The sequence below is a fragment of the Enterococcus sp. DIV0167 genome (genome assembly GCF_050541555.1).
GTDB lineage: Bacteria > Bacillota > Bacilli > Lactobacillales > Enterococcaceae > Enterococcus > Enterococcus faecalis.
The window spans coordinates 2064040-2087616 of sequence record NZ_CP172933.1; the positions used below are offsets into that span (position 1 = coordinate 2064040).

Annotated in this window: 24 protein-coding genes; all 24 read right to left on the minus strand. The window is 38.0% G+C overall.

Translation table 11 applies throughout. The features are described from left to right. Positions 1–10 precede the first annotated feature (10 nt). Positions 11–1312 carry a UDP-N-acetylglucosamine 1-carboxyvinyltransferase gene (murA, locus tag IGM09_RS09810; protein ID WP_002356562.1) on the minus strand — a complete coding sequence of 434 codons (1302 nt, stop codon included), beginning with the start codon at positions 1310–1312 and terminating at the stop codon, positions 11–13. A 102-nt stretch (positions 1313–1414) separates the two neighbouring features. Next, complete coding sequence (locus IGM09_RS09815; RefSeq protein ID WP_002356560.1) at positions 1415–1651, minus strand: DUF1146 family protein; 237 nt, start codon at positions 1649–1651, stop codon at positions 1415–1417. Between the two features lie 188 nt (positions 1652–1839). Continuing rightward, positions 1840–2259, minus strand: coding sequence for a F0F1 ATP synthase subunit epsilon (locus IGM09_RS09820; protein WP_002356559.1), 420 nt, complete (start codon positions 2257–2259; stop codon positions 1840–1842). Between the two features lie 16 nt (positions 2260–2275). After that, positions 2276–3682: a F0F1 ATP synthase subunit beta gene (gene atpD / locus IGM09_RS09825; RefSeq protein ID WP_002356558.1), complete on the minus strand. Its 1407-nt coding sequence runs from the start codon at positions 3680–3682 to the stop codon at positions 2276–2278. Positions 3683–3755: 73 nt separating this feature from the next. After that, the gene (locus tag IGM09_RS09830) at positions 3756–4664 is read right to left on the minus strand and encodes a F0F1 ATP synthase subunit gamma (RefSeq protein ID WP_002359606.1); all 909 of its coding nucleotides are present in this window, start codon (positions 4662–4664) and stop codon (positions 3756–3758) included. 15 nt (positions 4665–4679) lie between these two features. Beyond that, positions 4680–6236 (minus strand): F0F1 ATP synthase subunit alpha, encoded by a 1557-nt coding sequence (gene atpA, locus IGM09_RS09835; RefSeq protein WP_002356555.1) that lies wholly within the window; start codon positions 6234–6236, stop codon positions 4680–4682. Between the two features lie 28 nt (positions 6237–6264). After that, complete coding sequence (atpH, locus tag IGM09_RS09840; RefSeq protein ID WP_002356554.1) at positions 6265–6807, minus strand: ATP synthase F1 subunit delta; 543 nt, start codon at positions 6805–6807, stop codon at positions 6265–6267. Then, complete coding sequence (atpF, locus tag IGM09_RS09845; protein WP_002365031.1) at positions 6794–7324, minus strand: F0F1 ATP synthase subunit B; 531 nt, start codon at positions 7322–7324, stop codon at positions 6794–6796. Before atpF ends, atpH begins: the two co-directional genes overlap by 14 nt. Positions 7325–7461: 137 nt before the next feature. Next, positions 7462–7683: an ATP synthase F0 subunit C gene (atpE, locus tag IGM09_RS09850; RefSeq protein ID WP_002356552.1), complete on the minus strand. Its 222-nt coding sequence runs from the start codon at positions 7681–7683 to the stop codon at positions 7462–7464. Positions 7684–7731: 48 nt separating this feature from the next. Beyond that, the gene (gene atpB, locus IGM09_RS09855) at positions 7732–8451 is read right to left on the minus strand and encodes a F0F1 ATP synthase subunit A (protein ID WP_002356551.1); all 720 of its coding nucleotides are present in this window, start codon (positions 8449–8451) and stop codon (positions 7732–7734) included. 302 nt (positions 8452–8753) lie between these two features. Further along, positions 8754–9218: an SsrA-binding protein SmpB gene (smpB, locus tag IGM09_RS09860; RefSeq protein ID WP_002356550.1), complete on the minus strand. Its 465-nt coding sequence runs from the start codon at positions 9216–9218 to the stop codon at positions 8754–8756. Between the two features lie 12 nt (positions 9219–9230). Further along, positions 9231–11600: a ribonuclease R gene (rnr, locus tag IGM09_RS09865; protein WP_002356549.1), complete on the minus strand. Its 2370-nt coding sequence runs from the start codon at positions 11598–11600 to the stop codon at positions 9231–9233. Continuing rightward, positions 11600–12373: an alpha/beta hydrolase gene (locus IGM09_RS09870; protein ID WP_016616776.1), complete on the minus strand. Its 774-nt coding sequence runs from the start codon at positions 12371–12373 to the stop codon at positions 11600–11602. Before IGM09_RS09870 ends, rnr begins: the two co-directional genes overlap by 1 nt. A gap of 145 nt (positions 12374–12518) precedes the next feature. Beyond that, the gene (secG, locus tag IGM09_RS09875; RefSeq protein WP_002356546.1) at positions 12519–12755 is read right to left on the minus strand and encodes a preprotein translocase subunit SecG; all 237 of its coding nucleotides are present in this window, start codon (positions 12753–12755) and stop codon (positions 12519–12521) included. A 167-nt stretch (positions 12756–12922) separates the two neighbouring features. Next, positions 12923–13198 (minus strand): GNAT family N-acetyltransferase, encoded by a 276-nt coding sequence (locus tag IGM09_RS09880; RefSeq protein WP_002356545.1) that lies wholly within the window; start codon positions 13196–13198, stop codon positions 12923–12925. Beyond that, the gene (locus IGM09_RS09885; RefSeq protein WP_002356543.1) at positions 13188–13472 is read right to left on the minus strand and encodes a (4Fe-4S)-binding protein; all 285 of its coding nucleotides are present in this window, start codon (positions 13470–13472) and stop codon (positions 13188–13190) included. Before IGM09_RS09885 ends, IGM09_RS09880 begins: the two co-directional genes overlap by 11 nt. Positions 13473–13563: 91 nt before the next feature. Beyond that, positions 13564–15393, minus strand: a complete 1830-nt coding sequence (locus IGM09_RS09890; protein WP_002367160.1) for a heavy metal translocating P-type ATPase — start codon at positions 15391–15393, stop codon at positions 13564–13566. A 168-nt stretch (positions 15394–15561) separates the two neighbouring features. Continuing rightward, positions 15562–16389, minus strand: a complete 828-nt coding sequence (gene nadE, locus IGM09_RS09895) for an ammonia-dependent NAD(+) synthetase (protein ID WP_002356540.1) — start codon at positions 16387–16389, stop codon at positions 15562–15564. A gap of 2 nt (positions 16390–16391) precedes the next feature. Beyond that, positions 16392–17876: a nicotinate phosphoribosyltransferase gene (locus IGM09_RS09900; protein ID WP_002356538.1), complete on the minus strand. Its 1485-nt coding sequence runs from the start codon at positions 17874–17876 to the stop codon at positions 16392–16394. Positions 17877–17953: 77 nt separating this feature from the next. Beyond that, positions 17954–18364: a GtrA family protein gene (locus IGM09_RS09905; RefSeq protein WP_002367164.1), complete on the minus strand. Its 411-nt coding sequence runs from the start codon at positions 18362–18364 to the stop codon at positions 17954–17956. Positions 18365–18582: 218 nt separating this feature from the next. Beyond that, complete coding sequence (locus IGM09_RS09910; RefSeq protein ID WP_016616777.1) at positions 18583–20130, minus strand: glucosaminidase domain-containing protein; 1548 nt, start codon at positions 20128–20130, stop codon at positions 18583–18585. 16 nt (positions 20131–20146) lie between these two features. Next, a complete protein-coding gene (locus IGM09_RS09915) occupies positions 20147–20857 on the minus strand; it encodes a hypothetical protein (protein ID WP_025193973.1) in 711 nt (236 codons plus the stop codon). Between the two features lie 23 nt (positions 20858–20880). Then, entirely contained in the window at positions 20881–21600 is a 720-nt protein-coding gene (locus tag IGM09_RS09920) for a response regulator transcription factor (RefSeq protein WP_002384140.1), read from the minus strand. Positions 21601–21902: 302 nt separating this feature from the next. Continuing rightward, positions 21903–23528, minus strand: a complete 1626-nt coding sequence (groL, locus tag IGM09_RS09925; RefSeq protein ID WP_016616779.1) for a chaperonin GroEL — start codon at positions 23526–23528, stop codon at positions 21903–21905. Positions 23529–23577 lie beyond the last annotated feature (49 nt).

Consider the following 23577-nt stretch of genomic DNA (forward strand, 5'->3'; position numbering starts at 1 on the left):
TTTGACTCCTTTAGATTACTGTCGTTGCTTGTTTTTCTTCAATTTTTTCATCATTGACGCGTTCAACGTTCGCGCCTAATTTTTGAAGTTTTTTATGGAACTCATAATAGCCACGATCTAAATATTTCAAATTAGAGACACGTGTAATGCCATTTGCACGTAACCCTACTAAAATCAATGCGGCAGCTGCCCGTAAATCAGTGGCTTCCACTGCTGCTCCTTGTAACTCGTTGCCACCATTAATAACGGCGATGTTGCCATCAATTTTTAAGTCAGCGTTCATTCGACGCATTTCCTCTAAGTGTTGGTAACGATTTTCAAAGACTGTTTCTGTCACGATGCTTGTTCCTTCAGCAAACATTTGGATCGCTGTCATTTGCGCTTGCATGTCTGTTGGGAAACCAGGATGCGGCATTGTCTTAACATCTGTTGGTTTTAGATGTTTTGGTCCAATTACACGGATGCCGTTTTCTTCTTCTTCAATGATTGCACCCATTTCAGTTAATTTAGAAATTAGCGGACGATTATGTTCAGAAATTGCTTCTTCAATTAAAACATTGCCCTCAGTCATTGCTGCAGCTACCATGAACGTACCTGCTTCAATTCGATCTTGAACGATTGAATGCTCTACGGCATGTAATTTATCGACGCCTTCGATACGCATCGTTTCTGTCCCAGCACCGATAACATTGGCACCCATTTTGTTTAAAATATTTGCTAAGTCAACGATTTCAGGTTCACGAGCAACGTTTTCAATGATGGTTGTTCCTTTCGCACGAACAGCAGCCATCATAATATTTTGCGTAGCGCCGACACTTGGGAAGTCTAAGTAAATAGTGTTACCGATTAGTTCATCCGCAATTGCTTCAATGTAACCATTTTTTTGGATGATTTTTGCACCTAATGCTTGGAAGCCTTTTAAGTGTAAGTCAATTGGTCGTTTGCCAATGGCACAGCCACCTGGCATTGCCACTTTGGCATGACCATTACGAGCCAATAAAGGTCCCATTACAACGATAGAAGCACGCATTTTACTAACGTACTCATAGTTTGCTTCGATCCCTAAAGGTTGTGTTGCGTCTATTGTTACTTCATTCGCGTCTTCATCAAAATCAATGGCTACATTCAAATGCTTAATTACTTGATTCATTGTAAATACATCAGATAAAATTGGTACATTTTTTAAAGTAGTAACGCCTTCTTCAGCTAAAAGAGTAGCTGCTAAAATTGGTAAAACAGCGTTTTTGGCGCCTTCAATTTTTACAGTTCCTTCTAATTTTGTATTACCACCATGAACAATAATTTGTTCCATTTTGTTCCCCCCAAAAAAATGAGAATAGGTATTCCTATTCAAAATCTTTACTATTATACCATTATTCAACTAAAAATTGTACCTTTTTTTATTTTTCAATTTTTAAGGAAAATACACAATGAAAAGATTTCGACAAAGCGCAATCAATTCTAAAGCAAACGAGCTAACTGTGTATCCGATAGCGATGGCGAAAAATACCATCAACATTCTAATTTGCGGTGTAAATTGGGTTTTGAAAAATTGCTCAATACGCAATGATTGCAACGCCCAAAAACTTATGTAAATGAACATAAGATGACTAACGATTCGAACAATAGCATCTACTCCATAGTATTGCATAAGGAGCCTCCTTTTTTCTAACGTAGGAACATTTTATCACAAAATAATAAAAACCGATAATTAATCCACTTGAAATGCCAAAATTTGACACTATTTATTAAAAAATACGAAGAAATAGAGTTTAAGGCAACTGACTCAATAGCAAGCGCCTTAAACTCTACAAAAGTGACTGAATCCTTCAGCCTTTTTTACCCATGTTTCGATACGTTGATCCGGTTGATTGCACGATGCAAAGCAACAGTCGCACGACGTAGTTGATCGCGGTCGTCTTTTGCTTTGGCTTCTTCAATTAAACGTTCTGCTCGTTGTTTTGCTCGTTCAGCACGAGGTACATCGATATCTCGTTCACGTTCGGCACTATCGGCAATAATAGAAACGACATTATCACGGACTTCCATGATACCACCATTTACAGCTACCCAGTCAACATGTGTATCTGAATCGGTCCGTTTGATGCGGACTTCATCAATCGCTAGCGGAACGATGATTGGCGCATGTTTTGGTAAAATACCAATTTCACCATCTGTTGTTTTCGCCACAACGATTTTTGCATGGTGGTCATAAACTAGACCATTAGGCGTTACTACATTCACAGTAAGACTATCCATTGTGTTTGCCGCCTTTCTAGTAGTTTAATTGTTTCGCTTTTTCGATGGCATCTTCAATTTTACCGACACTACGGAAGGCTTCTTCTGGCAGATTATCATGTTTACCTTCAAGAATTTCTTTAAAGCCACGAACTGTTTCCGCAACTGGTACATAAGAACCAGGTTGACCTGTAAATTGTTCAGCAACGTTAAAGTTTTGAGATAAGAAGAATTGAACACGGCGTGCGCGACCAACAAGTACTTTTTCGTCATCTGATAATTCGTCCATCCCTAAAATAGCGATGATATCTTGTAATTCACGGTAACGTTGTAAAATATGTTGCACTTCGGTAGCCACTTCGTAGTGTTCTTCTCCAACAATTTCAGGAGCCAAGGCACTAGAAGATGAAGCTAACGGATCTACCGCTGGATAAATCCCTTGTTCGGTTAATTTACGTTCCAAGTTAGTTGTTGCATCCAAATGGGCAAACGCTGTTGCTGGCGCTGGATCGGTATAGTCATCGGCTGGAACATAGATTGCTTGAATAGAGGTAATTGATCCTTTTTTCGTTGAAGTAATCCGTTCTTGTAATTGTCCCATTTCAGTCGCTAAGGTTGGTTGGTAACCAACGGCTGACGGCATCCGACCTAAAAGGGCAGAAACTTCTGAACCGGCTTGGGTGAAACGGAAAATGTTATCAATAAATAATAGCACGTCTTGTCCTTCCACATCACGGAAATATTCAGCAATCGTTAACCCAGTTAAGGCCACACGCATCCGTGCACCTGGTGGTTCGTTCATTTGACCAAAAACCATGGCTGTTTTTTCAATAACGCCTGAATCTTTCATTTCATAGTACAGGTCGTTCCCTTCACGTGTCCGTTCACCAACACCAGTAAAGACGGAAATCCCTCCATGTTCTTGGGCAATATTATGAATTAATTCTTGAATTAAGACGGTTTTACCAACACCGGCACCACCGAAAAGTCCGACTTTACCACCTTTTAGATAAGGCGCTAATAAGTCAATAACTTTAATCCCTGTTTCTAAAATTTCATTACTGGTACTTAATTCATCAAATGCTGGCGCTTTTTTATGAATCCCACTACGTTCAGCATCTGCAGGGAATGGCGCTTCTAAGTCAATTGTGTCTCCTAAAACGTTAAACACACGACCCAATGTATCTTTACCAACAGGAACTGAAATTGATTTTCCTGTATCGATAACTTCCATTCCACGTTGTAAACCATCTGTCGATTCCATGGCGATAGAACGAATCACTCCATCACCTAGTTCTAAAGCGACTTCAAGTACTACTTTTTGTTTTGCTTCGCCATTTTTATAAACGACTAAAGCGTTGTTAATATCGGGTAAGGATTGATCTAATGAAAATTCCACGTCAACAACGGGACCGATTACTTGAACAATCTTTCCTGAACTCATAATTTCTTTCCTCCAGTCTTCATAAAGTCACACGCTTTGAACGTTTTTATACACGTTCAAACGTAAGACTAGATTATTCTAGTGCAGCTGCACCAGCAACAATTTCTGTAATTTCTTGGGTAATCGCCCCTTGACGAGCACGGTTATAAGAAATTGTTAAATCGCTAATAATATTTTGCGCATTGTCAGTGGCTGTTTTCATGGCGGTCATCCCAGCAGCATGTTCTGCTGTTTTCGCATCAATGATCGCCCCATAAATTAAGCTTTCTGCATATTGTGGTAATAATTGATCCAAGATTGCTTCAGGTGAAGGCTCTAAAAGATATTCTTGTTCGTAAGAGGTCGCCTCTGATGGATCTAAATCAGTAATTGGCAACATTTTTTCCACACGAAACTGACTCGTTAGTGAGTTAACGTGGTGATTATAACAAACATACAATTCATCAAACACTTCGTTTTGGTACATAGTCGTTGCCGTTGTCACAATCTTACGGACTTCTTCAAACGTTGGTTGATCCGTTAAGCCTCTTAGCTCATAGGAAACATCGATTCCGCGTGCTTTAAAGAAATCCGCCCCTGTACCACCAATGGCGATTAAGGCATATTCTTTATTAGAATCATGGTCTTCTTGAATCATACTCATGGTTTGTTTTAAGATTGAGCTATTGTAGCCACCAACTAACCCTTTGTCAGAAGTGATAACGATATAGCCTGTTTTTTTGACAGGTCGTTGTGCTAACATCACATGATAGTTCCCTTCACTAAGAGAAGATTGTTCTGTTTCACGTAATTCACTTAACTGAGCAGCTACTAAATGCGTAACGACACTACGAATTTTTGAAGAATATTCTTGAAAGCTTTTAGAGGCGCCTTCTGACTTTGTCAATTTGGCTGCAGAAACCATTTGCATCGCTTTAGTAATTTGGCTTGTCTTTTTTGTTGATGCAATGCGTTGTTTGATTTCATTTAATGAAGCACCCAATGTTGCTCACCTCTCTTATGCGTTATCGATTTTTTCTAAAGCTTCTTTGGCTGAATCTCCGCTGTTGTTTGCCGCTGCAAACATTTCAGAAAACTCTGTAATCGCTGCATCTAATGCATCAGTATCTGGTAAGTCTTTCGTTGTACGAATGGTTTCCAATAAGTCTGCATGTTTGCCATCAAAATAATCGAATAAATCTTGTTCAAAGTGTAAAATTTTATCTACGCTCACGCTATCTAAAAAGCCGTGTGTTAACGCATATAAAATTAAGACTTGTTTTTCTACAGGCAGTGGCGCATGTAGTTTTTGTTTTAAAATTTCTACCGTACGACGACCACGGTTTAATTTAGCTTGTGTTGCCGCATCTAAATCAGAGCCAAATTGTGTAAAGGCTTCTAACTCACGGTAACTAGCTAAGTCTAAACGAAGCGTTCCGGCAACTTTTTTCATTGCTTTGATTTGCGCTGATCCTCCGACCCGAGAAACAGATAACCCAGCATCAACGGCTGGACGAGTGCCTGCATAGAACAGGTCGCTTTCTAAGAAAATTTGTCCATCAGTGATTGAAATAACGTTTGTTGGAATATAAGCAGAAATATCGCCTGCTTGTGTTTCAACGAATGGTAAGGCTGTCATTGAACCGCCACCTAATTCATCACTTAATTTAGCTGCACGTTCTAATAAACGTGAGTGTAAATAGAAGACATCCCCTGGATAAGCTTCACGACCTGGTGGACGGCGTAATAGTAGAGAAAGTTCACGATAAGCCACGGCTTGTTTTGATAAGTCATCAAAAATAATTAAGACATGTTTGCCGTTATACATGAATTCTTCACCCATTGCAGTTCCTGCATATGGTGCAATGTAAAGTAATGGTGCTGGTTGTGAAGCCCCTGCAGTCACAACGATTGTATAATCTAAGGCACCAAATTTACGAAGTGTTTCTACTTGGTTACGAACAGTAGATTCTTTTTGACCAATCGCTACATAAATACAAATTACATCTTGTCCTTTTTGGTTAATAATTGTATCAATTGCAATGGATGTTTTCCCTGTTTTACGGTCTCCAATAACCAATTCCCGTTGTCCACGACCAATTGGTACGAGGGCATCAATGGCTTTTAAGCCAGTTTGCATTGGTTCAGCAACAGATTGACGTTGCATAACACCGGGAGCTGTTGCTTCCACAGGACGTGTTTTGTCTGTTTTAATTTCGCCTAAACCATCTAATGGTTGACCTAATGGATTAACAACACGGCCAATCAAAGCTTCCCCAACGGGTACTTCCATGATTTTGCCTGTGCGTTGTACTTTATCTCCTTCACGAATGGTTTCAAAATCGCCAAGGATAATAATCCCTACATCATTTGTTTCTAAGTTTTGTGCCATTCCGTATGAACCGTTTGAAAACTCAACAAGTTCTCCACTCATGGCATTTTCTAAACCGTGGGCGCGGGCAATTCCGTCACCGACGTAAGTGACTGTTCCAACTTCTTCAACAGCAAGCTGTTGTTGATAGTTTTCGATTTGTTCTTTAATCAAGGCACTGATTTCTTCTGCTTTGATAGCCATTCAATTCACCTCTTTGTAGTCCTAAAGATTATTTTAATAACTTCTGCTGCATATGTTCTAATTGTTTGCGGATGCTGCCATCGATTACTTGATGGTTTGCTTCAATAACCACTCCGCCGACAATTGACGGGTCAATTAAATTGACTAAATGCGCTTGTTCATACCCTAATAATTGGGCAGCTTTTTCTTCCATTGCTTGATGTTGTTCTTTTGATAAAGGAATGGCTGTTGTCACTGAACCCAAAATTAGTCCTTGGTGCTCATCATAACGTCGTTCATATTCATCAATCATCAAGAGCAGATCGTACATGCGACGATATTCGTAAACCACTCGCAAAAAGTTTTGCATCATTTCACTAAAACCTGTTACTAGTTTTTCCATGATGCTGTCTTTTTCATAAGGCTCTAAGCGATCATCACTTAAAATATCGCCAATACCAGGTACTTGGTGATAGACTTCGCGAAGCGTCAATAATTCTTGATAAATTGCTTCAGCTTGGTTCTTTTCAACTGCCAACTCAAACAAAGCCTTGCCGTAGCGTTTACCAACTGTATATTTATCTAGTTTCATTTGCTTTACCTAAACTTTCAATATAAGAATCAATCAATGCTTCATGTGCATCTGGTGTTAATTCTTTATTTAAAATTTTGGCTGCAATTTGAAGAGAAAGATCTGCCACTTCATTTTTTACTGAAGACAATGCTTCTTCACGTTCTTGAGAAATATCTGTCCGAGCTTTTTCGCGTAGGCGAGTAACTTCCGCAGTTGTTTCTTTTAATGTTTTTTGGCGAGTCTGTTCTCCACTTTCTTTCGCGTTTTTAATAATTTCAGCTGCTTCTGATCTGGAAGAAAGTAATTGTTGTTGACGTTCTTTTTCCATTTTCGCTGCTGCTACGCGAGATTGTTCTGCAGAGTCTAAATCGTTGGCAATTTTTTCTTCACGTTGTGTCAAAATATCTACGATTGCTCCCCATGCATATTTCTTTAATAAGAGCATCAAGATTAAAAATGCACCACTGACAACAATCATCGTGCCTAGTGTGGTACTAGGAGCCGTTTCACCGACTACCAATGTAGTAAGTAGCATGAAGTCTCAACTTCCTTTCCTGCAAAAATCGATTTAGCTTCTTCAACTGCTTTATCACCAGCTATTGAAAAGGCTAAAGATAGAAGAAAGCAGTGACGGTCCCGATAATAATCAGCGTCCTGCCTCCATTTTATTGCTTATCTGAATAAAAGTAATAAAGAAACAACGACACCTAAAATTGGCACAGCTTCGATTAAAGCGACCCCGATAAACATTGTTGTTCTTAATTGACCAGACATTTCTGGTTGACGAGTCATTGACTCGATTGTTTTTGAAATAACTTGTCCGTTACCGATAGCGGCTCCGATAGCTGAACCGAAAATTGCAATTGCTGCTGCGATAAAATTTAATCCTTCCATTGTGTAAAATCCTCCTAAAAGATAATTTTTGTCCTTCGTATTTCTTGATTATTCTTCTGTTTCAATTTTGTGTGACATATAAACCATTGAAAGTGTCACAAAGATAAACGCTTGGATACATCCAATAAAGATTGAGAATGCTACCCAAATCATTTCTAGCGGAATTGCTAGTGGGATAACCCATAATCCGACGCTTGCTACGGTTCCAGCAATTAAGCCCAATAGAACTTCGCCGGCAAAAATGTTTCCGTACAAACGCAAGCCTAATGTTAATAGATTCGTGAATTCTTCCATTAATTTTACCGGTAGTAAGAAACCAACGGGTCTTAAATAACTATTAACTAGATAGCCTTTAAAACCAAAGCGTTTCATACCAAAGAAGTGTGTTAAGACAATCATCATCATCGCTAACGTTAAGGTTACGATTGGATCGGCGGTTGGACTTTTCCAAACGCTGAGATCGTCGCCCACAACGATTTTTGTAACGAGACCCAAGATGTTTGAAACAAGCACAAACATGAAAAGGGTAAACGCCATTAAATGAAAATTGCTCACTTCTTTACGAGGTAAATTGTCTGTAATGATTCCACGAATAAAATCCACTAACCATTCGATGACCGTTTGTTTGCCTTTAGGTCGTAGCTTCATATTTCTCGTACAAGCATAGACAAAGGCGAAAACAATGATACACGTCAACAGCACCATCAAAACAATGGTTCCATCAAACCAAATTGGTCCGATATTGAAGAGTAATTTCTTCTCTTCCAAATCAATTCACCTCTTTTCCAACAATCTTTCAGAAGTTTCATCCTACTCCTGAGTGATAATCCCTGGCAAAGCTATCGTACCACCACTTGTTGATAATTTACAAATAGTTTACTTTTAAAATTTCATGTGTTGAAAATTGGTTGGAAAACCTTTTCCATAAACCAATCTAATGCAGGGTGGTACTGCTTTCCGAAGCGATTAAAAAATGAATCATTTACATTCATTTACTCAACACTTACCAGATTTTACACCTAATCCGAAGAAAGGCAAGCAAATATGCGAAAAAGAATAAATTTACATTTTTAACGTCGGTTATTTTTTAATGTTCGGCTGATTTGTCGGTCAACTTCCTTACGTTTCAAGTCTTCACGCTTGTCGTACTGCTTTTTCCCTTTAGCTAAACCAATCAAAACTTTGGCATAGCCGTCTTTAATATAGACCTTCAAAGGTACTAATGTGATACCTGTATTTTTGGTTTCGCCGATTAACTTATTAATTTGTTTTTTGTGTAATAATAATTTTCTGGTACGTAATGGGTCATGATTAAAAATATTGCCCTGTTCATATGGACTAATATGAACATTATACAAAAAGGCTTCTCCGTTTCGAATTCGTGCAAAACCATCTTTTAAATTGATACGACCATTTCGAATAGATTTGATTTCTGTTCCTTGTAAAACAAGCCCAGCTTCAACCGTATCGATAATTGAATAATCATGTCTAGCTTTGCGGTTTTGTGCGATTAATTTTCCTTCCCCTTTTGGCATAAGCGACCTCCTCTACTTCTTCTTTTTCCCTTTTTTATTTTTTTGTTTCATTGCTTCTTTATAAAAAGGTTGTTTTTTGCCTTTGCCTTTTTTCTTATTTTTCTTTTTCTTACCATCAAATGATTCATCTTTTTTATTTCTTCGTTGATTATTTGAACGAGTTGAAGAATTGGCTTTACCTTTTTTACGTCCTTTTGGTCCTTCGACTGGCGCAACTTCCTCAGCTGAAATCAATTCAAAATCAACTTCTCTTGTTTCTGGATCAGCTTTTTCAACACGGATTTGAACTTTCTGACCAATTTTCAAAGTCATTCCCGTCCGTTCACCAACTAACGCCATATGATTTTCAATAAAGTGGAAATAATCTTGTTTTAAGTTATTCACGTGAATTAAGCCTTCTATTGTATTAGGCAGTTCCACAAAGATACCAAATTTTGTGACAGAGCTGATGATCCCGTCATACGTTTCTCCCACTTTATCTACCATAAATTCGGCTTTCTTCATGGCGTCCACTTCACGCTCTGCATCAACTGCGCGACGTTCCATACTTGAACTATGATTGGCAATTTCTGGTAATGCTTCGTTCCATTTTTCTTGATTTTTTTCAGATTGATCTTGGCTATAGCTGCGAATCAAACGATGCACAATTAAATCTGGATAACGACGTATTGGTGAAGTGAAATGCGTATAATATTCAGCGGCCAACCCATAGTGTCCGTAGTTGTCTTCTGAGTATTTCGCTTGTTGCATACTTCTTAGCAACATCGTATTGATAACCACTTCTTCCGGCTTATTTTCAACTTGCTCTAAAACTTTTTGTAAATCTTTCGGTGAAATGTTTTCTTTTGTTCCTTTAACAAGAATGCCAAGTACTGCAGCAAAGTCAAAGAAACGTTGCATTTTTTCTTCTTTTGGTTGTTCATGAATCCGATAAATAAATGGCAGTTTTAAGTCATGATAATGACGTGCCACAGTTTCATTGGCTGCCAACATAAAGGATTCAATTAATCGTTCACCCACGCCACGCGTGCGTAAAAGAATATCTTGGGGATGACCATTTTCATCAACTAGGACTTTGGCTTCACGATCTTCAAAAGAAATCGCACCACGGCGCATACGCATCTCTTCTAATATATGGTGCAGCTCGCCCATCTCTTTAAACATGGGAACTAGCTCTTTGTAGCGTTCTAACGTTTCAGGTTTTTGCTCTTCTAAAATTTCATTGACTGCTGTATAGGTCATTCGCTCCGTTGTTTGGATTACACTTTGGAAAATTTCATGCGAAATAACTTCTCCTTCTGGTGTAATTTCCATCTCACAACTCATGGTTAAACGTGGAACATGTGGGTTAAGCGAACAAATCCCATTTGATAATCGCTGCGGAATCATTGGCACAACTCGGTCTGTCAAATAGACACTTGTGCCACGTTCATACGCTTCCATATCCAATTGACTTCCTTCAGTTACATAATAAGAAACATCTGCAATATGCACCCCTAAAAAGAAATTGCCATTTGCTAACTTTTGTACCGTTACTGCATCATCTAAATCTTTCGCATCTTCTCCATCAATCGTCACAATCAACTGATCACGTAAATCCCGACGACCGACTAAATCGCTTTCTGCAATAGTTTCTGGTACTTGGTCCGCTTCAGCTAAAACTTCGTCAGGAAATGCTGTGGGAATTCCATGAGCCACCACGATTGATAAAATATCCATTCCTGGATCATTTTTATGACCAATCACTTGTTTGACTAGTCCTTCCATACTTGTTGGATATTCTTGATCTGGATAATAGGTAATTTCAGCAATGACAATGCTACCATCTACTGGCTTAATCCCTTCAGGTGCAATTGATACAGTATACTGATTCAATTTCTTATCTTTGGGAATCATGTAGCCATACAGTCCCATTTCTGCCATTTCTTCTTCACTATATGCCACAAATTCTCCGACAACTTGGCTCACTGCTCGCTCTTTAATTTCTTTGACTTTACCTTCTGCGCCGCGATCTGAAAAAGGATCAGCATGTTGGATCACGTCGATTAAAACCGTGTCCCCATCCATTGCAAAGTTCGTTGCCTCTTTAGGAATATAAACATCTGGTTCTTCAGGATCGATGGTCACGAAACCAAAGCCTCGTTCATTTGCACGAAACGTTCCTTCTATTAATAAGTCTTTCATTGGTAACAGGACTTTGCCTTTTTTGTTGAAACTAACTGACTTTTCTCGTTCCATTTGTGCAATGGTTTGCACTAAAATTTTAAAATCTGAACTTTTTTCTAAATTCAAGCCTTGTGCAATTTCTTCCATTGAAAAGCTTTTCTTTTTTTGGCTTTCCATGAAATGTAAAATTTGCTCTTTAATTGTTTGTTTTGTCATTATTTCTCCTCATTCCAAGGTAGTGTTGCTAAAAATTGCACCACATCTTGCTCTAATTGTTTGTGTTCTCCACTCACCGTAATGACATGTCCGCTGTTTGGGTACCATTGTAAGGTCACACGTGCTTGTGTTAGCGCTTGGGCCGTTTGATAGACGCCCATTGGCTCAATCATTTCATCTTTGCCAGCTTGCGCTAAGAAAAGAGGTGCGTGGATTTTGTTTAGTTTGTCTGCCGTCTGACTAGCAATTGTTTCAATCGCTCCTAATTGTTGTTTGACTCGTTGCTCAATCGATTGCAACCGGCTTTGTTGTTGCTCTGCAGGAACTTCTGCGATTTTCATCACGTTTTCTGCGTATAATACAAAATTTTCTGGGACTTTATTTTCGACAGGGTAGATCGGTGAACAGAAAAATCCACCACCAATTAATCCTGTTAATTGTTCCGTTAATGCATGCATACTGAAAATCCCGCCCATTGATAAACCAAAAATGGCAATTTCTTGGTAACCTCTTTCTCTCAAAAAAGCGACTGCTTCTTGTGTATCTTGCCACCATTGTTCCGTTGTTTGATCTAAAATATCTTCAGGAACTAGCGTGCCATGTCCTGAAAAATTAGGCGAATAGACAGTATAATTTTCTTTTTCTAAACGTCTGCTTAACATCCGTACATCATTACTGCTGCCAGAATAAGCGTGTAATAAAAGGACCGCCCGTTTTCCTTTTTCTGAAAATAACGGCTTCGGTAAATTGATTTTTTTTGCCACTTCGCTCACCTCAGCTTCATTCTATCATATTCTCAAAAGAAAACCTTCCGAAATGATAAGTTTCAAAGACTTTTTCAGAAAGAAAAAGAACAGAAAAATAAGTGTTCGCACTCATCTCTCTGTTCTAAACTTGTCATTTTAAAAGATTACGTACTTATTTTGAAGATAAGAACGCCAAAACAAATAATAAAATCATCCAAATTGCGCCAAGAACTGCTGTTGAGCGTTGCATAACAGCTTCAAAACCGCGCGCTTTTTGCTTCCCAAATAATTTATCTGCACCGCCAGTGAAGGCACTTGCTGCACTGTTTTGTTTGCTTGGTTGCATCATAACAGTAATGACGATTAAAACAGATAAAATGATGACCAACGTTAAGATTAGATTATACATGCGTTAATTCTCCTTTTTATACAAATATGCGAAATTCATCTACTTTAATGTAGCATATTTTATCTGTAAACACCAGTGAAATTTAATGTCTTTCCTTATTTGTCTCTAATAGCAACAGCCGCAAGTAGGAATCAAATTTCTACTTGCGGCTGTTGCTAACTTATTTTTTATTTTCTCAATACGTCTCCGTATTCAGGTTTAGTATCAAATTCTTTTTTGGCAAATGGACATAGCGGAATAATTTTTTTATGCTCTTTTCTCGCTTTTTCAACACCGGCTAAAACAAGTTTTTCAGCTAATTTTTGTCCACGATAAGTTGGATCAACAAACGTATGATCAATAATCATCATGCTTTCGCCAGCATCTGACCAAGTCATTTCACCAATTTCTTGGTTTTCATCGTTATATAGAGCAAAACGATTGTTTTCTTCTTTAATTTGCATATTCGTTCCCTGCTTTCCGAATATATTTTAGAGCGCCACTTGGACATGAATCAACTACAATCATGTCATTTTCAACACTTCCGTTATCTGGAATAATCCATGGTTTCCGACCAACTTCAAAGACTTCTGGATTTCCGCGAACACAATTACCAATATGTTCACAAATATCTTTATTATAAAAGATATCAATTCCTTCCCCCGTATATTTACGGTAGCCTTCTTTTAATAGTTGTTCTTCCGTAACTGGTTGCCCATCTATTTGGTTTCCTTTCATTGCACAATCTCTCCCCTGTAACTTATTAATATTAAAAACGTACCTTTATTTTACCACTAAGCTGGACATTCAGGCAATTAATTGTTCCACCTTACTTGCCAATTCGACGAGCACGCAAAGCAGATAAGATTGACACAGTGTCCACGACTTCTTGTAGCATAGCTCCGATTAGCGCCGGAATGATCCCGGTACTAGCAATTAGCATTAGTAAAACGCAGATAAAAATTCCGATTAATACAGATTGTTTGGCAATTTTCATGGTATCTTGGGCAATTTCGACCGCTTGGCTGACTTTACTTAAGTCATCTTTTAAAATAACAACGTCAGCAGTTTCACTAGCCGCAGTAGCTCCATGAGCGCCCATAGCAATACCTACGTCTGCAGCAGCAAGCGAAGGTGCATCATTTACACCATCTCCTACCATGATGACTGGATGGTTTTCTTTGGGCAATTCTTTTAGAATAGTTAACTTATCTTGTGGTAAACATTCCCCATGTACTTCGGTAATTCCTACTTCTGCAGCAATCGTTTCTGCGACGGATTCTTGATCCCCCGTCAGCATTAAAATTCGTTGAAGATGTAATTGGTGTAATTTTTCCATAGTCTCTTTTGCTTCTGGGCGTACAGTGTCTGTAAAAGTAATTCGGCCTAAATATGTGCCATTACGTGAAATATGAATAGTCGTTTTATCAATTTTTTCAGTTGCTTGAGACTCTTGTGTCACAAAATTCTTTTTACCTACCCGTATCTCAGCACCATCCACAAATGCCTTCACGCCAGCACCAGAAACTTCCGCTAGATCTGTAATATTTTTTAATGGGACATCTTGCTTTCTGGCATAAGCAACAATTGATCTAGCTAAAATATGACTTGATTCTTGTTCCACGCTTGCTGCTAATCCCACTAATTCAGCAGCAGTTATTTCAGCATTGATTGGTTGGACTTGATCAACAGAAAGTTGTCCTTGCGTAATCGTGCCTGTTTTATCAAACGCAATCGTTTTTGCAGAAGCTAATTTTTCGACCATCGTTCCCGATTTAATAACGACCCCATGACGACTTGAACGACCCATCCCTGCCACTAAAGCAATTGGGGCAGATAGAATTAAAGGACACGGCGAAGCAACAACTAAGACTTCCGCAAAACGTGTCGGACTTTTTGAAACAAACCAAGCAACACCTGCAATTAAGTAGGCAACTAGTGTAAAAGGTACCGCATAGCGGTCTGCTAAACGTACAAAATGAGCTGGACGTGCCGCAGATTCTTTCACTAAGTTCACAATCGTTTGATATTGACTGTCGGCTACAGTTTTTTCAGCAACCATTTTCAAAGAGCCATCACCATTCACGGAACCCGACATTAATTCATCCCCAGGATTTTTTTCAATTGGTTTTGATTCTCCTGTTAATGAAGATTCATCGACTGTTGATGTCCCGGTTTTTACCAAGCCATCAACTGGAACTAGTTCCCCTGGTTTTACTACTAATTCATCGCCAACATTGATTTCCTCAACAGAAACATCTTCTAAATTTTCGCCATTCAAGCGATGAGCTTTTTGTGGCGAGTTATCCAATAATGACTTCAGCTCTTGGTTAGCTTTTCCAGCGGCATAGTCTTCTAATGAATCACCACCAGTCAACATAATTAAAATCATCAAACTGGCCCAGTATTCTCCCACAGCTAAGGTTGCGACGATAGCGGTAATCGCTAAAATATCGACACCATATTTTCCTTCACGTAAGGTTTGAATCATTTCCCAGAACATCATTAACGCCATTACAGAACCTGTTATTAAAATAATGCCATACGCCCAATTCGGCTGATGTAAAATAAATTCAAATAATAATGCCAAAACTCCTGTTATAATTGTAATCCCCAATTTTGTTACATGCTTCATCTCTTTTTCTCTCCTATCATTCACTTTACATTATTGAGCGTACCTTTTCTGTTTTGAAAAAGAAAGTGAAAACGCCTAAATGAAAACGACTTTCATTATCATAGGATAGTTGCTGTAGCAACGTTTACTTTCTGAAAAGTAGTTATGTAAAAAAAACACAGACCATCGTTCATTCGCCGATGGTCTGTGTTTTTATTTCCAAAAATCATCAAAAATTGTAATGGGTAAATGCCGTTTGTGTTGTCCTTTTTTATACCAGTTTTCAATTGTTTGTTGATCTGTTTCCGAGACTTTTTTGCCTTCCAAATAATCATCAATGGCATCATACGTGACACCTAAGGCAACTTCATCTGCAACTAACGGTTTGTCATCTTCTAGATCAGCTGTTGGTATTTTTAAATACAAGGCTTCTGGTGCCCCAAGTTCTTTCAGCAAAGCTTTCCCTTGGCGCTTATTTAAACGAAATAACGGTAAAATATCCGCTCCGCCATCGCCATATTTGGTGAAGAAAGCTGTCACATTTTCGGCTGCGTGGTCTGTGCCAATTACTGCGCCAGCATTTTCGCCAGCTACTGCATATTGTGTAATCATACGTTGACGTGCTTTCATGTTCCCTTTATTAAAATCGCTAATTTGAACGCCAGCGTTTTCTAGCGAACCAACCATTGCATCCACTGCTGGTTTAATATCCACTCGTAAAGAAACATCTGGCTGGATAAAGGCTAGCGCGGCTTGTGCATCAGCTTCATCTGCTTGCTCACCGTAGGGAAGGCGAATCGCAATAAATTGATACGACATATCTCCTGTTTCTTCGCGCATTTCAGTCATCGCTAATTGTGCTAAGCGCCCAGCTAATGTTGAATCTTGTCCGCCACTAATTCCCAAGACAAAAGTTTTTAAAAAAGGATGTTTAGTTAAATAAGCTTTCAGAAAATCAATACTTTTACGAACTTCTTCTTTTGGATCAATTGTCGGTAAAACACCTAACTCTTGAATGATTTTTTCTTGAAGTGTTGTCATTTCTAGGCCTCCTTATTCACCGTTTCCGTTAAATGTTTAACGTCTTTACGCACTTTTTCCAATAAATTCATTTTGTGGTTCCAACAATCTGTTGAAAGGTCCACGGGATATTTCTGCGGATTCAAGTCCCGCTTGTATTCTTCCCAAAGTGAATCTAAATTTTCTTTTGCATATTGTTTAATTTCATCTAAAGTTGGTAATTCATACACACGTTTTCCTTCAACGAAAATATCTTGGAGTACTGGCCGTGCTTCAAAATCACGGACATACTTATTAATAAAGGTATGAACGGGATGGAACATATAAATTTCTTCTTCTTGGCGAGGATCTTCGTTCCAAAGTGTCACATAGTCCCCTTCTGACTTTTTATCAGATTTACGTGTAATGCGCCAGACTTGTTTTTTTCCTGGTGTTGTCACTTTTTCAGCATTGCTAGATAGTTTAATGGTATCTTTCATTTGACCATCTTCACCTTCAATTGAAACTAATTTAAACACCGCTCCTAAAGCCGGTTGATCATAGGCGGTAATCAGCTTGGTACCCACGCCCCATACATCAATTTTTGATTTTTGCATTTTTAGATTCAAAATCGTATTTTCATCTAAATCGTTCGATGCATAAATTTTTGCTTCAGTAAAGCCTGCTTCGTCCAGTTGTTCACGAACTCGTTTAGAAATATAAGCCATATCGCCACTATCAATCCGCACGCCTAGGAAATTAATTTTATCCCCCATTTCTCGAGCTACTCGAATTGCGCTTGGCACTCCCGCTTTCAAAGTATCATACGTATCAACAAGGAAAACGCAATCCCGATGTGTTTTGGCATACGCCATGAATGCTTCATAATCATTTCCATACGACTGAACCAATGAATGGGCATGAGTCCCACTAACCGGAATACCAAAAATTTTACCAGCACGAACATTACTTGTCGCGTCCGCCCCACCAATATAGGCGGCTCTTGTGCCCCAAATGGCAGCATCTAATTCTTGTGCCCGGCGTGTTCCAAATTCCAATAAAGGATCATCGCCTATCACGGATTTAATTCGAGCCGCTTTTGTCGCAATTAATGTTTGGAAATTCACCATATTTAGCAAGGCAGTTTCTACCAATTGACATTGTGCCAAAGGACCTTCAATTTGAATTAACGGTTCGTTATTAAAAACCAAATCCCCTTCTAAAGCAGAGCGTACAGTACATTTAAATTCAAAATTTGCTAAATACGTCAAGAAATCTTCTGGATATTCTTCAACTTCTCGGAGATATGCAATATCAGATTCTGTGAACGTTAAATTTTCGAGATAATTGACTAAACGTTCTAAACCTGCAAAAATTGCGTAGCCATGATTAAAGGGCATCTCTCTAAAGTAACATTCAAAAACAGCATGTAAATCTGCTCTCCCTAATTCCCAGTATGTTTGCATCATATTGATTTGATACATATCTGTATGCAATGTCAAACTATCATCTGCATATGTATAGTCCATCGTTTTCTACCTCTATTCTTTGTATTAAAAACTTGTTTATATTATAACAAAAAAATTTTTTTTAGCCTAAAATCTGCTTAGACCTCTTTTTCTTTAAAAATGAAAAATTTACTGAAGAAATAATTTAAAATCACTACTACAACTTGTGTAATCATTTTCGCCCAAAACGATGAAAAATGAATGCCATCAATTAGGAGAATCATTAAACCCATATCAGCCACAAAAGATAAAATTCGGTACCAATAAAATAAGCCCATTTCTTTAAAAAAACCAGCTATGCTTTCATGCTTACTTGCGAATACCCAATATTTATTCGTGAAAAAGGCAAACAGAACAGATAAAAACCAACTAATTGCGTTACTTATCTTGTAATCCAGCCCTAACACGTTTTGACAAACAAAAAACACAACTAAGTTGACGACCGTCGTTGCACCACCAAAAAATAAATAAGCCAGTACTTCTCGGTATTTACGAAATAATTCTTTCAATTTTCACGCATCCTTTCAACTAATCATTTTATCAAACTTCGGCAAGAAAACCTATCTATTTTGTGTAAAGACACAATTCTCTTGCTAATTTTACTATTTATTAAGGTATTTATGAAAAACATAGTAAGAGAAGAGGAGAAGTTCATCCATGGATGAACTTCTCCTCTTCTCTTCGTCTAATAATATATGACTCCATCAACCAATAAGTTAAATCAGCATTAGTCCTTTAGCTTAGGAAGTGCTATCGTTTGTCCTTCGGTTAATACAGAATACGTTAAGTCATTTGCCTGCTTGAGTGCGGTTAAGGAATAGCCCGTTTTTTTAGCAATTTTTGCGAGTGTCTCTCCTCTTTTTACTTCATAATACTCAGTAGACTCTGTTTTTGAGTCATTCGCTGTACCATTTGATTGCTCTGCTGTTTCCAAAGCATTAGTCACCGATTTACTGATTATTAGTGATTGAAGTAACGCTTGTTCTTTCGGTTCTAGAGAAGTCGCCGCTGTATGCTGAGGAATCGTGATTTTTTGGCCAATATAAAACATTTCTTGAGTCTTTGAATTTTGTTTTAAAATGGCTGTTGCTGACACACCAAACGTCTGGCTAATGGTGGCGAGAGAATCTCCTTTGCTTACTTCATAGATGACTGCTTCTTTTTTTAGCTGTTCTTTGACTGCTTCCTTATCAAACGAAGGTTTCTTTTCTTCTGCCAAATTAGTCACTACTGGTTTCTTCTTTTCTTGATCGTATTCAGTTAATTGATAGGTTTCAATCAACGCGTTTAATTTTTTATCGTAATATGTATCCGTTGCATAACGACCTGTCAAAAATTTTGTTGCCTGCTGATAATTCGTCGTGTTTGCTTTCAAAACGCCGTGATAAAACGTTGGATTACCCGCCAGCCCATTGATGATTAATTTACTATAGTCTGTTAATGACTCTTTATAGGATGGATACTGACGAAAATCGGCATGAATGGTGGTCATCTTCCCTTTACCATCATCTTCTTGTGTGGGAAAGCTGACACTTTGACCTTGATAAGCGCCTTTAATGCCAAACAAATTATAATTTGGCGGCGCCGCTAACGCACTATTGCCCGAGCCACTCTCTAAAATAGCTTGAGCTATCATGACAGAAGCGTATAGCTCATGTCGCTGACCAATAACTCGTGCTTCTTCACCAATTTTTCTAATAAACTCAGAAGTAGAAGCATTCTCTTGGACAACAAAATTTGCCTCGGCTTGTTGTTGAATTCCTGCTTGCTTTTCCTTTTCTTGACTATTGTCTATCTCTGAATGTACCAACGGCTCTTTGGTCTTTTCAGTTAATGTAGAATTTTGTGGTTCCTGATTATGAGGCGGCTTTTCAGTGAGTGCTTTACGCTCTTCAGACGCTGGTTGCTCACTTTGTAACGATTCGGTTGGTTTAGTACTAGCAATTGGCTTTTCTTGTGGCGGTAAACTATTTTCAGATTCTGAAGGTTCCATATTATTTTCCTGATGGTCACCGCTGTCATTTTGTATTGAACTTTCTTGTTGTTCAGACGAACTTATTACTGTTTCGTTCAGCGTTGAAGAAGTAAGAGTTCCTTGGTCTTGATTGACTTGGTCCGCTCTTTTTTCTTCCAGTACTAGCTGTCGGCTTTCGTTACTCGTTTCGGTCTCCTCTTGAGCGATTAATGGTTCCGAATTGTAGTAACTGGCGCCCGCATAAGTCCCTAAGACTCCAAGACATACCAACTTCAAATATCTTGCCTTTCTTTTTTTCATCGCATTTCTCCTTCATTTACCTCTTTATTTCTGCTAATAATTGCTCTATCTGTTGGTACATTCCTGTTGATTCATTCTTGATGGTTAGCATTTGTTCACAATAAGCTTGGTACTCTCTTGCCACTTGCTTCATGCGTGTTAAAGTTGCTAAACGTTGTTCCATCTCTTCATGAACTGTTGCAACTTGTTGGTTAGCTTGGGCAATTGTTTCTTTTGCTTGACGTTTGGCTTCTAATAAGACTTCGCCAATTTCTTTTTGAGAAAGCGTAACGGCTGTGTCTAAGTTCTCTTCGCTAGTCTGTTTCTGTTGTATCTTTGCTTCAGACAATTGTTTCTGTAAAGAAGTGATAGTTGCTTCTTTATCACTTAACGTTTCTTTAACATCTTTAAGTTGAACATCTTTTTCGACTACTTGTTTTTGTAATGCTTCCACTTCATTGGTTTGCATTAATAATTGCTCCGTTAGTTTTTTTATGGATTGCTGATATAGTTGATTTTCTTCTTCTAGTTTTTCAACAAAAGAAAATGACTCTTCTGACAGTTCAGTCGGCACTTCTTGCTGGACCTGTTTTACTTTTGCGGCTTGCTCTTTTGCATAAACGACCTCGTCATCAAAGATTGCTTCTTCTGTTACCGTTGGTTGTGCTTTCATCGATTGTTCATTTTCAAAATCCGGCATCTTCTCATACTCCTCATCTTCATTGTTTTTAGTCAAAAATTGCCACATCTTTTTCTCCTCCTTCATACCTTTTACACCGTTAACATATAGCCTTTTGAACGAATTGTTTTGATATATTGTGGTTTGTTCACATCTTGTTCAATTTTTTTGCGCAAATGGAAAATCACATTAGCGACACGATATTTTCGTTCATTCGCAGTATCTTTCCAGACATTTTTGTAGAGTTCTTCATATGTAATTGTTTGTCCTGCGTGTTTGTATAAATACTCTATTGTGAAAAATTCCAATTTTGTTAAAAGAATTTCTTCTCCGCTTCCCAAGCAAACACTCAAATTTGGCGCAATTAAATACAATCTCTCAGAAAGATTCTTAGTAACTGTTTGTTCCTCGTTTGCAATAGCTAATTTAGGATAAAAACGTCTTTTTACACGTTGCAATAAATTACTCATGCTTAACATGCATTCTTGACGATCATAAGAATGATCAAAAACACCATCTGCGCCTAATTGTAAATAAATAATTCGATTGACTTTACTAATTGCTTCTGTCCGAGAAAATAACCAAATTGGCAAGTCTGACTGCTTGCGAATTGTCATTAATAACTCACAACAAGTATTTACTTGCTGGTGATCAGTAACTTCAATCACTAATCCATCAATATGGTGCAAATGAAGAAGTATATTTGTTCCTTGGATGATCTGACATTCTACTTGATTACTAACAAACCAATTTTGACAGTATTCTTTTGTTTCAATTGTCAAAGGAACGACACCAATTGTATATTTTTCCATTTTTCCACCTCAATCTTCCTAATATTCCCCTTCAAAATATAATAATTTTTATTTATATTCTATTAATAAATAAAAATCACCAACTACTAGTTTTCAAAAAATGATTGTTATTACTAAATTTTATCGAATAAAAACAAGGCTGTCTAGCTAAAACGAAGCCTTTAAATTATCATCTTTTTTGTTAAATGAGTAAATATTTGAGAAAATACTATAAGCAAAGATATTATTTAGATTATTTATTCTTTATGTAAAAAAAAGCTTACGATTTTTCAATCGTAAGCTTTTAGAATACTTTTTTATTTTTACATCATACCGCCCATGCCCATTGATGGATCCATCATAGGAGCTGGTGCAGCTGGTTCTGGTTTGTCTGCAACAACTGCTTCGGTTGTTAATAATAAAGCTGACACAGAAGCTGCATTTTGTAAGGCAGAACGAGTTACTTTTGTTGGGTCAACAATACCAGCTTCAACCATGTTTACCCATTCACCGTTAGCTGCATTGAATCCGATACCTAAGTCAACATTTTTTAGTTTGTCAACAATCACTGATCCTTCATAACCAGCATTTTCAGCGATTTGACGGATTGGTTCTTCTAATGCACGAACGACAATCTTGATCCCTGTTGCCACATCGCCTTCAGCTTCTAGCGCAGCGACTTTACCAATTACATTGACAAGTGCGGTACCACCACCAGAAACCATGCCTTCTTCTACAGCGGCACGTGTTGCGTTTAACGCATCTTCAATTCGTAATTTTAATTCTTTTAATTCTGTTTCAGTTGCAGCACCGACTTTAACGACAGCAACCCCGCCAGCTAATTTAGCTAAACGTTCTTGTAATTTTTCACGATCAAAATCAGACGTTGTTTCGCCGATTTGGTTTTTAATTAAATGAACGCGGGCCTCAATGGCTTCTTTTGAACCAGCACCTTCAACAATTGTTGTGTTATCTTTGTCGACAACTACTTTGCTAGCATTTCCTAAGTTTTCAATGGTTGTGTCTTTTAACTCTAACCCTAAGTCGTCAGTGATTACTGTACCACCTGTTAAAATAGCAATATCTTCAAGCATCGCTTTGCGGCGGTCACCAAATCCTGGCGCTTTTACTGCGACAACATTAAATGTCCCACGGATTTTGTTCAATACTAATGTTGGTAGAGCTTCTCCATCAACATCATCCGCAATGATCAATAGTGGACGGCTTTGTTGTAGAATTTGTTCTAATAAAGGTAAGATATCTTGAATATTTGAGATTTTTTTGTCGGTAATTAAGATATATGGATTTTCTAAAACAGCTTCCATTTTATCGTTGTCAGTAACCATGTATTGAGATAAATAACCGCGGTCGAATTGCATTCCTTCAACCACATCTAATTCTGTTTCAATCCCTTTTGATTCTTCAATGGTAATTACGCCGTCGTTACCAACTTTTTCCATTGCATCAGCAATTAATTGGCCGACTTTTTCAGAACCTGATGAAACAGCAGCGACTTGTGCAATCGCTTCTTTTGAATCAACTACAGATGAAATATTGTGTAATTCTTCTACTGCTGTTTTTGTTGCTAATTCAATCCCACGACGAATACCTAATGGGTTAGCTCCAGCAGTTACGTTTTTTAAGCCTTCACGAACAATGGCTTGTGTCAAAACAGTCGCTGTTGTTGTTCCGTCACCAGCAATATCATTCGTTTTAGAAGCAACTTCTGAAACTAATTTTGCGCCCATGTTTTCAAAATGATCTTCTAATTCAATTTCCTTAGCAATTGTTACTCCATCGTTAGTAATCAATGGTGAACCAAATGATTTTTCTAAAACAACGTTACGACCTTTAGGGCCTAATGTCACTTTCACTGTATCTGCTAATACATCTACTCCGCGTAGCATTGCTGCACGTGCATCTTCTGCAAATTTAATCTCTTTTGCCATGATTTCTTCACCTCATAATTTTTTTCTTCTATTATATTATTCTGTAAAA

Coding starts and splice junctions, on each gene's coding strand:
- IGM09_RS09910 (WP_016616777.1), bottom strand. CDS start 20,130: ATGAAAAAAAGAAAGGCAAGATATTTGAAGTTGGTATGTCTTGGAGTC.
- secG (WP_002356546.1), bottom strand. CDS start 12,755: ATGTATAATCTAATCTTAACGTTGGTCATCATTTTATCTGTTTTAATC.
- groL (WP_016616779.1), bottom strand. CDS start 23,528: ATGGCAAAAGAGATTAAATTTGCAGAAGATGCACGTGCAGCAATGCTA.
- smpB (WP_002356550.1), bottom strand. CDS start 9,218: ATGCCAAAAGGGGAAGGAAAATTAATCGCACAAAACCGCAAAGCTAGA.
- IGM09_RS09880 (WP_002356545.1), bottom strand. CDS start 13,198: ATGCAAATTAAAGAAGAAAACAATCGTTTTGCTCTATATAACGATGAA.
- IGM09_RS09900 (WP_002356538.1), bottom strand. CDS start 17,876: ATGGACTATACATATGCAGATGATAGTTTGACATTGCATACAGATATG.
- atpH (WP_002356554.1), bottom strand. CDS start 6,807: ATGAAACTAGATAAATATACAGTTGGTAAACGCTACGGCAAGGCTTTG.
- atpE (WP_002356552.1), bottom strand. CDS start 7,683: ATGGAAGGATTAAATTTTATCGCAGCAGCAATTGCAATTTTCGGTTCA.
- nadE (WP_002356540.1), bottom strand. CDS start 16,389: ATGACAACACTTCAAGAAAAAATCATTCAAGAGTTAGGTGTTTTACCG.
- atpD (WP_002356558.1), bottom strand. CDS start 3,682: ATGAGTTCAGGAAAGATTGTTCAAGTAATCGGTCCCGTTGTTGACGTG.
- IGM09_RS09915 (WP_025193973.1), bottom strand. CDS start 20,857: ATGTGGCAATTTTTGACTAAAAACAATGAAGATGAGGAGTATGAGAAG.
- rnr (WP_002356549.1), bottom strand. CDS start 11,600: ATGACAAAACAAACAATTAAAGAGCAAATTTTACATTTCATGGAAAGC.
- atpA (WP_002356555.1), bottom strand. CDS start 6,236: ATGGCTATCAAAGCAGAAGAAATCAGTGCCTTGATTAAAGAACAAATC.
- IGM09_RS09815 (WP_002356560.1), bottom strand. CDS start 1,651: ATGCAATACTATGGAGTAGATGCTATTGTTCGAATCGTTAGTCATCTT.
- IGM09_RS09920 (WP_002384140.1), bottom strand. CDS start 21,600: ATGGAAAAATATACAATTGGTGTCGTTCCTTTGACAATTGAAACAAAA.
- IGM09_RS09820 (WP_002356559.1), bottom strand. CDS start 2,259: ATGGATAGTCTTACTGTGAATGTAGTAACGCCTAATGGTCTAGTTTAT.
- IGM09_RS09885 (WP_002356543.1), bottom strand. CDS start 13,472: ATGAAAGGAAACCAAATAGATGGGCAACCAGTTACGGAAGAACAACTA.
- atpF (WP_002365031.1), bottom strand. CDS start 7,324: ATGCTACTTACTACATTGGTAGTCGGTGAAACGGCTCCTAGTACCACA.
- murA (WP_002356562.1), bottom strand. CDS start 1,312: ATGGAACAAATTATTGTTCATGGTGGTAATACAAAATTAGAAGGAACT.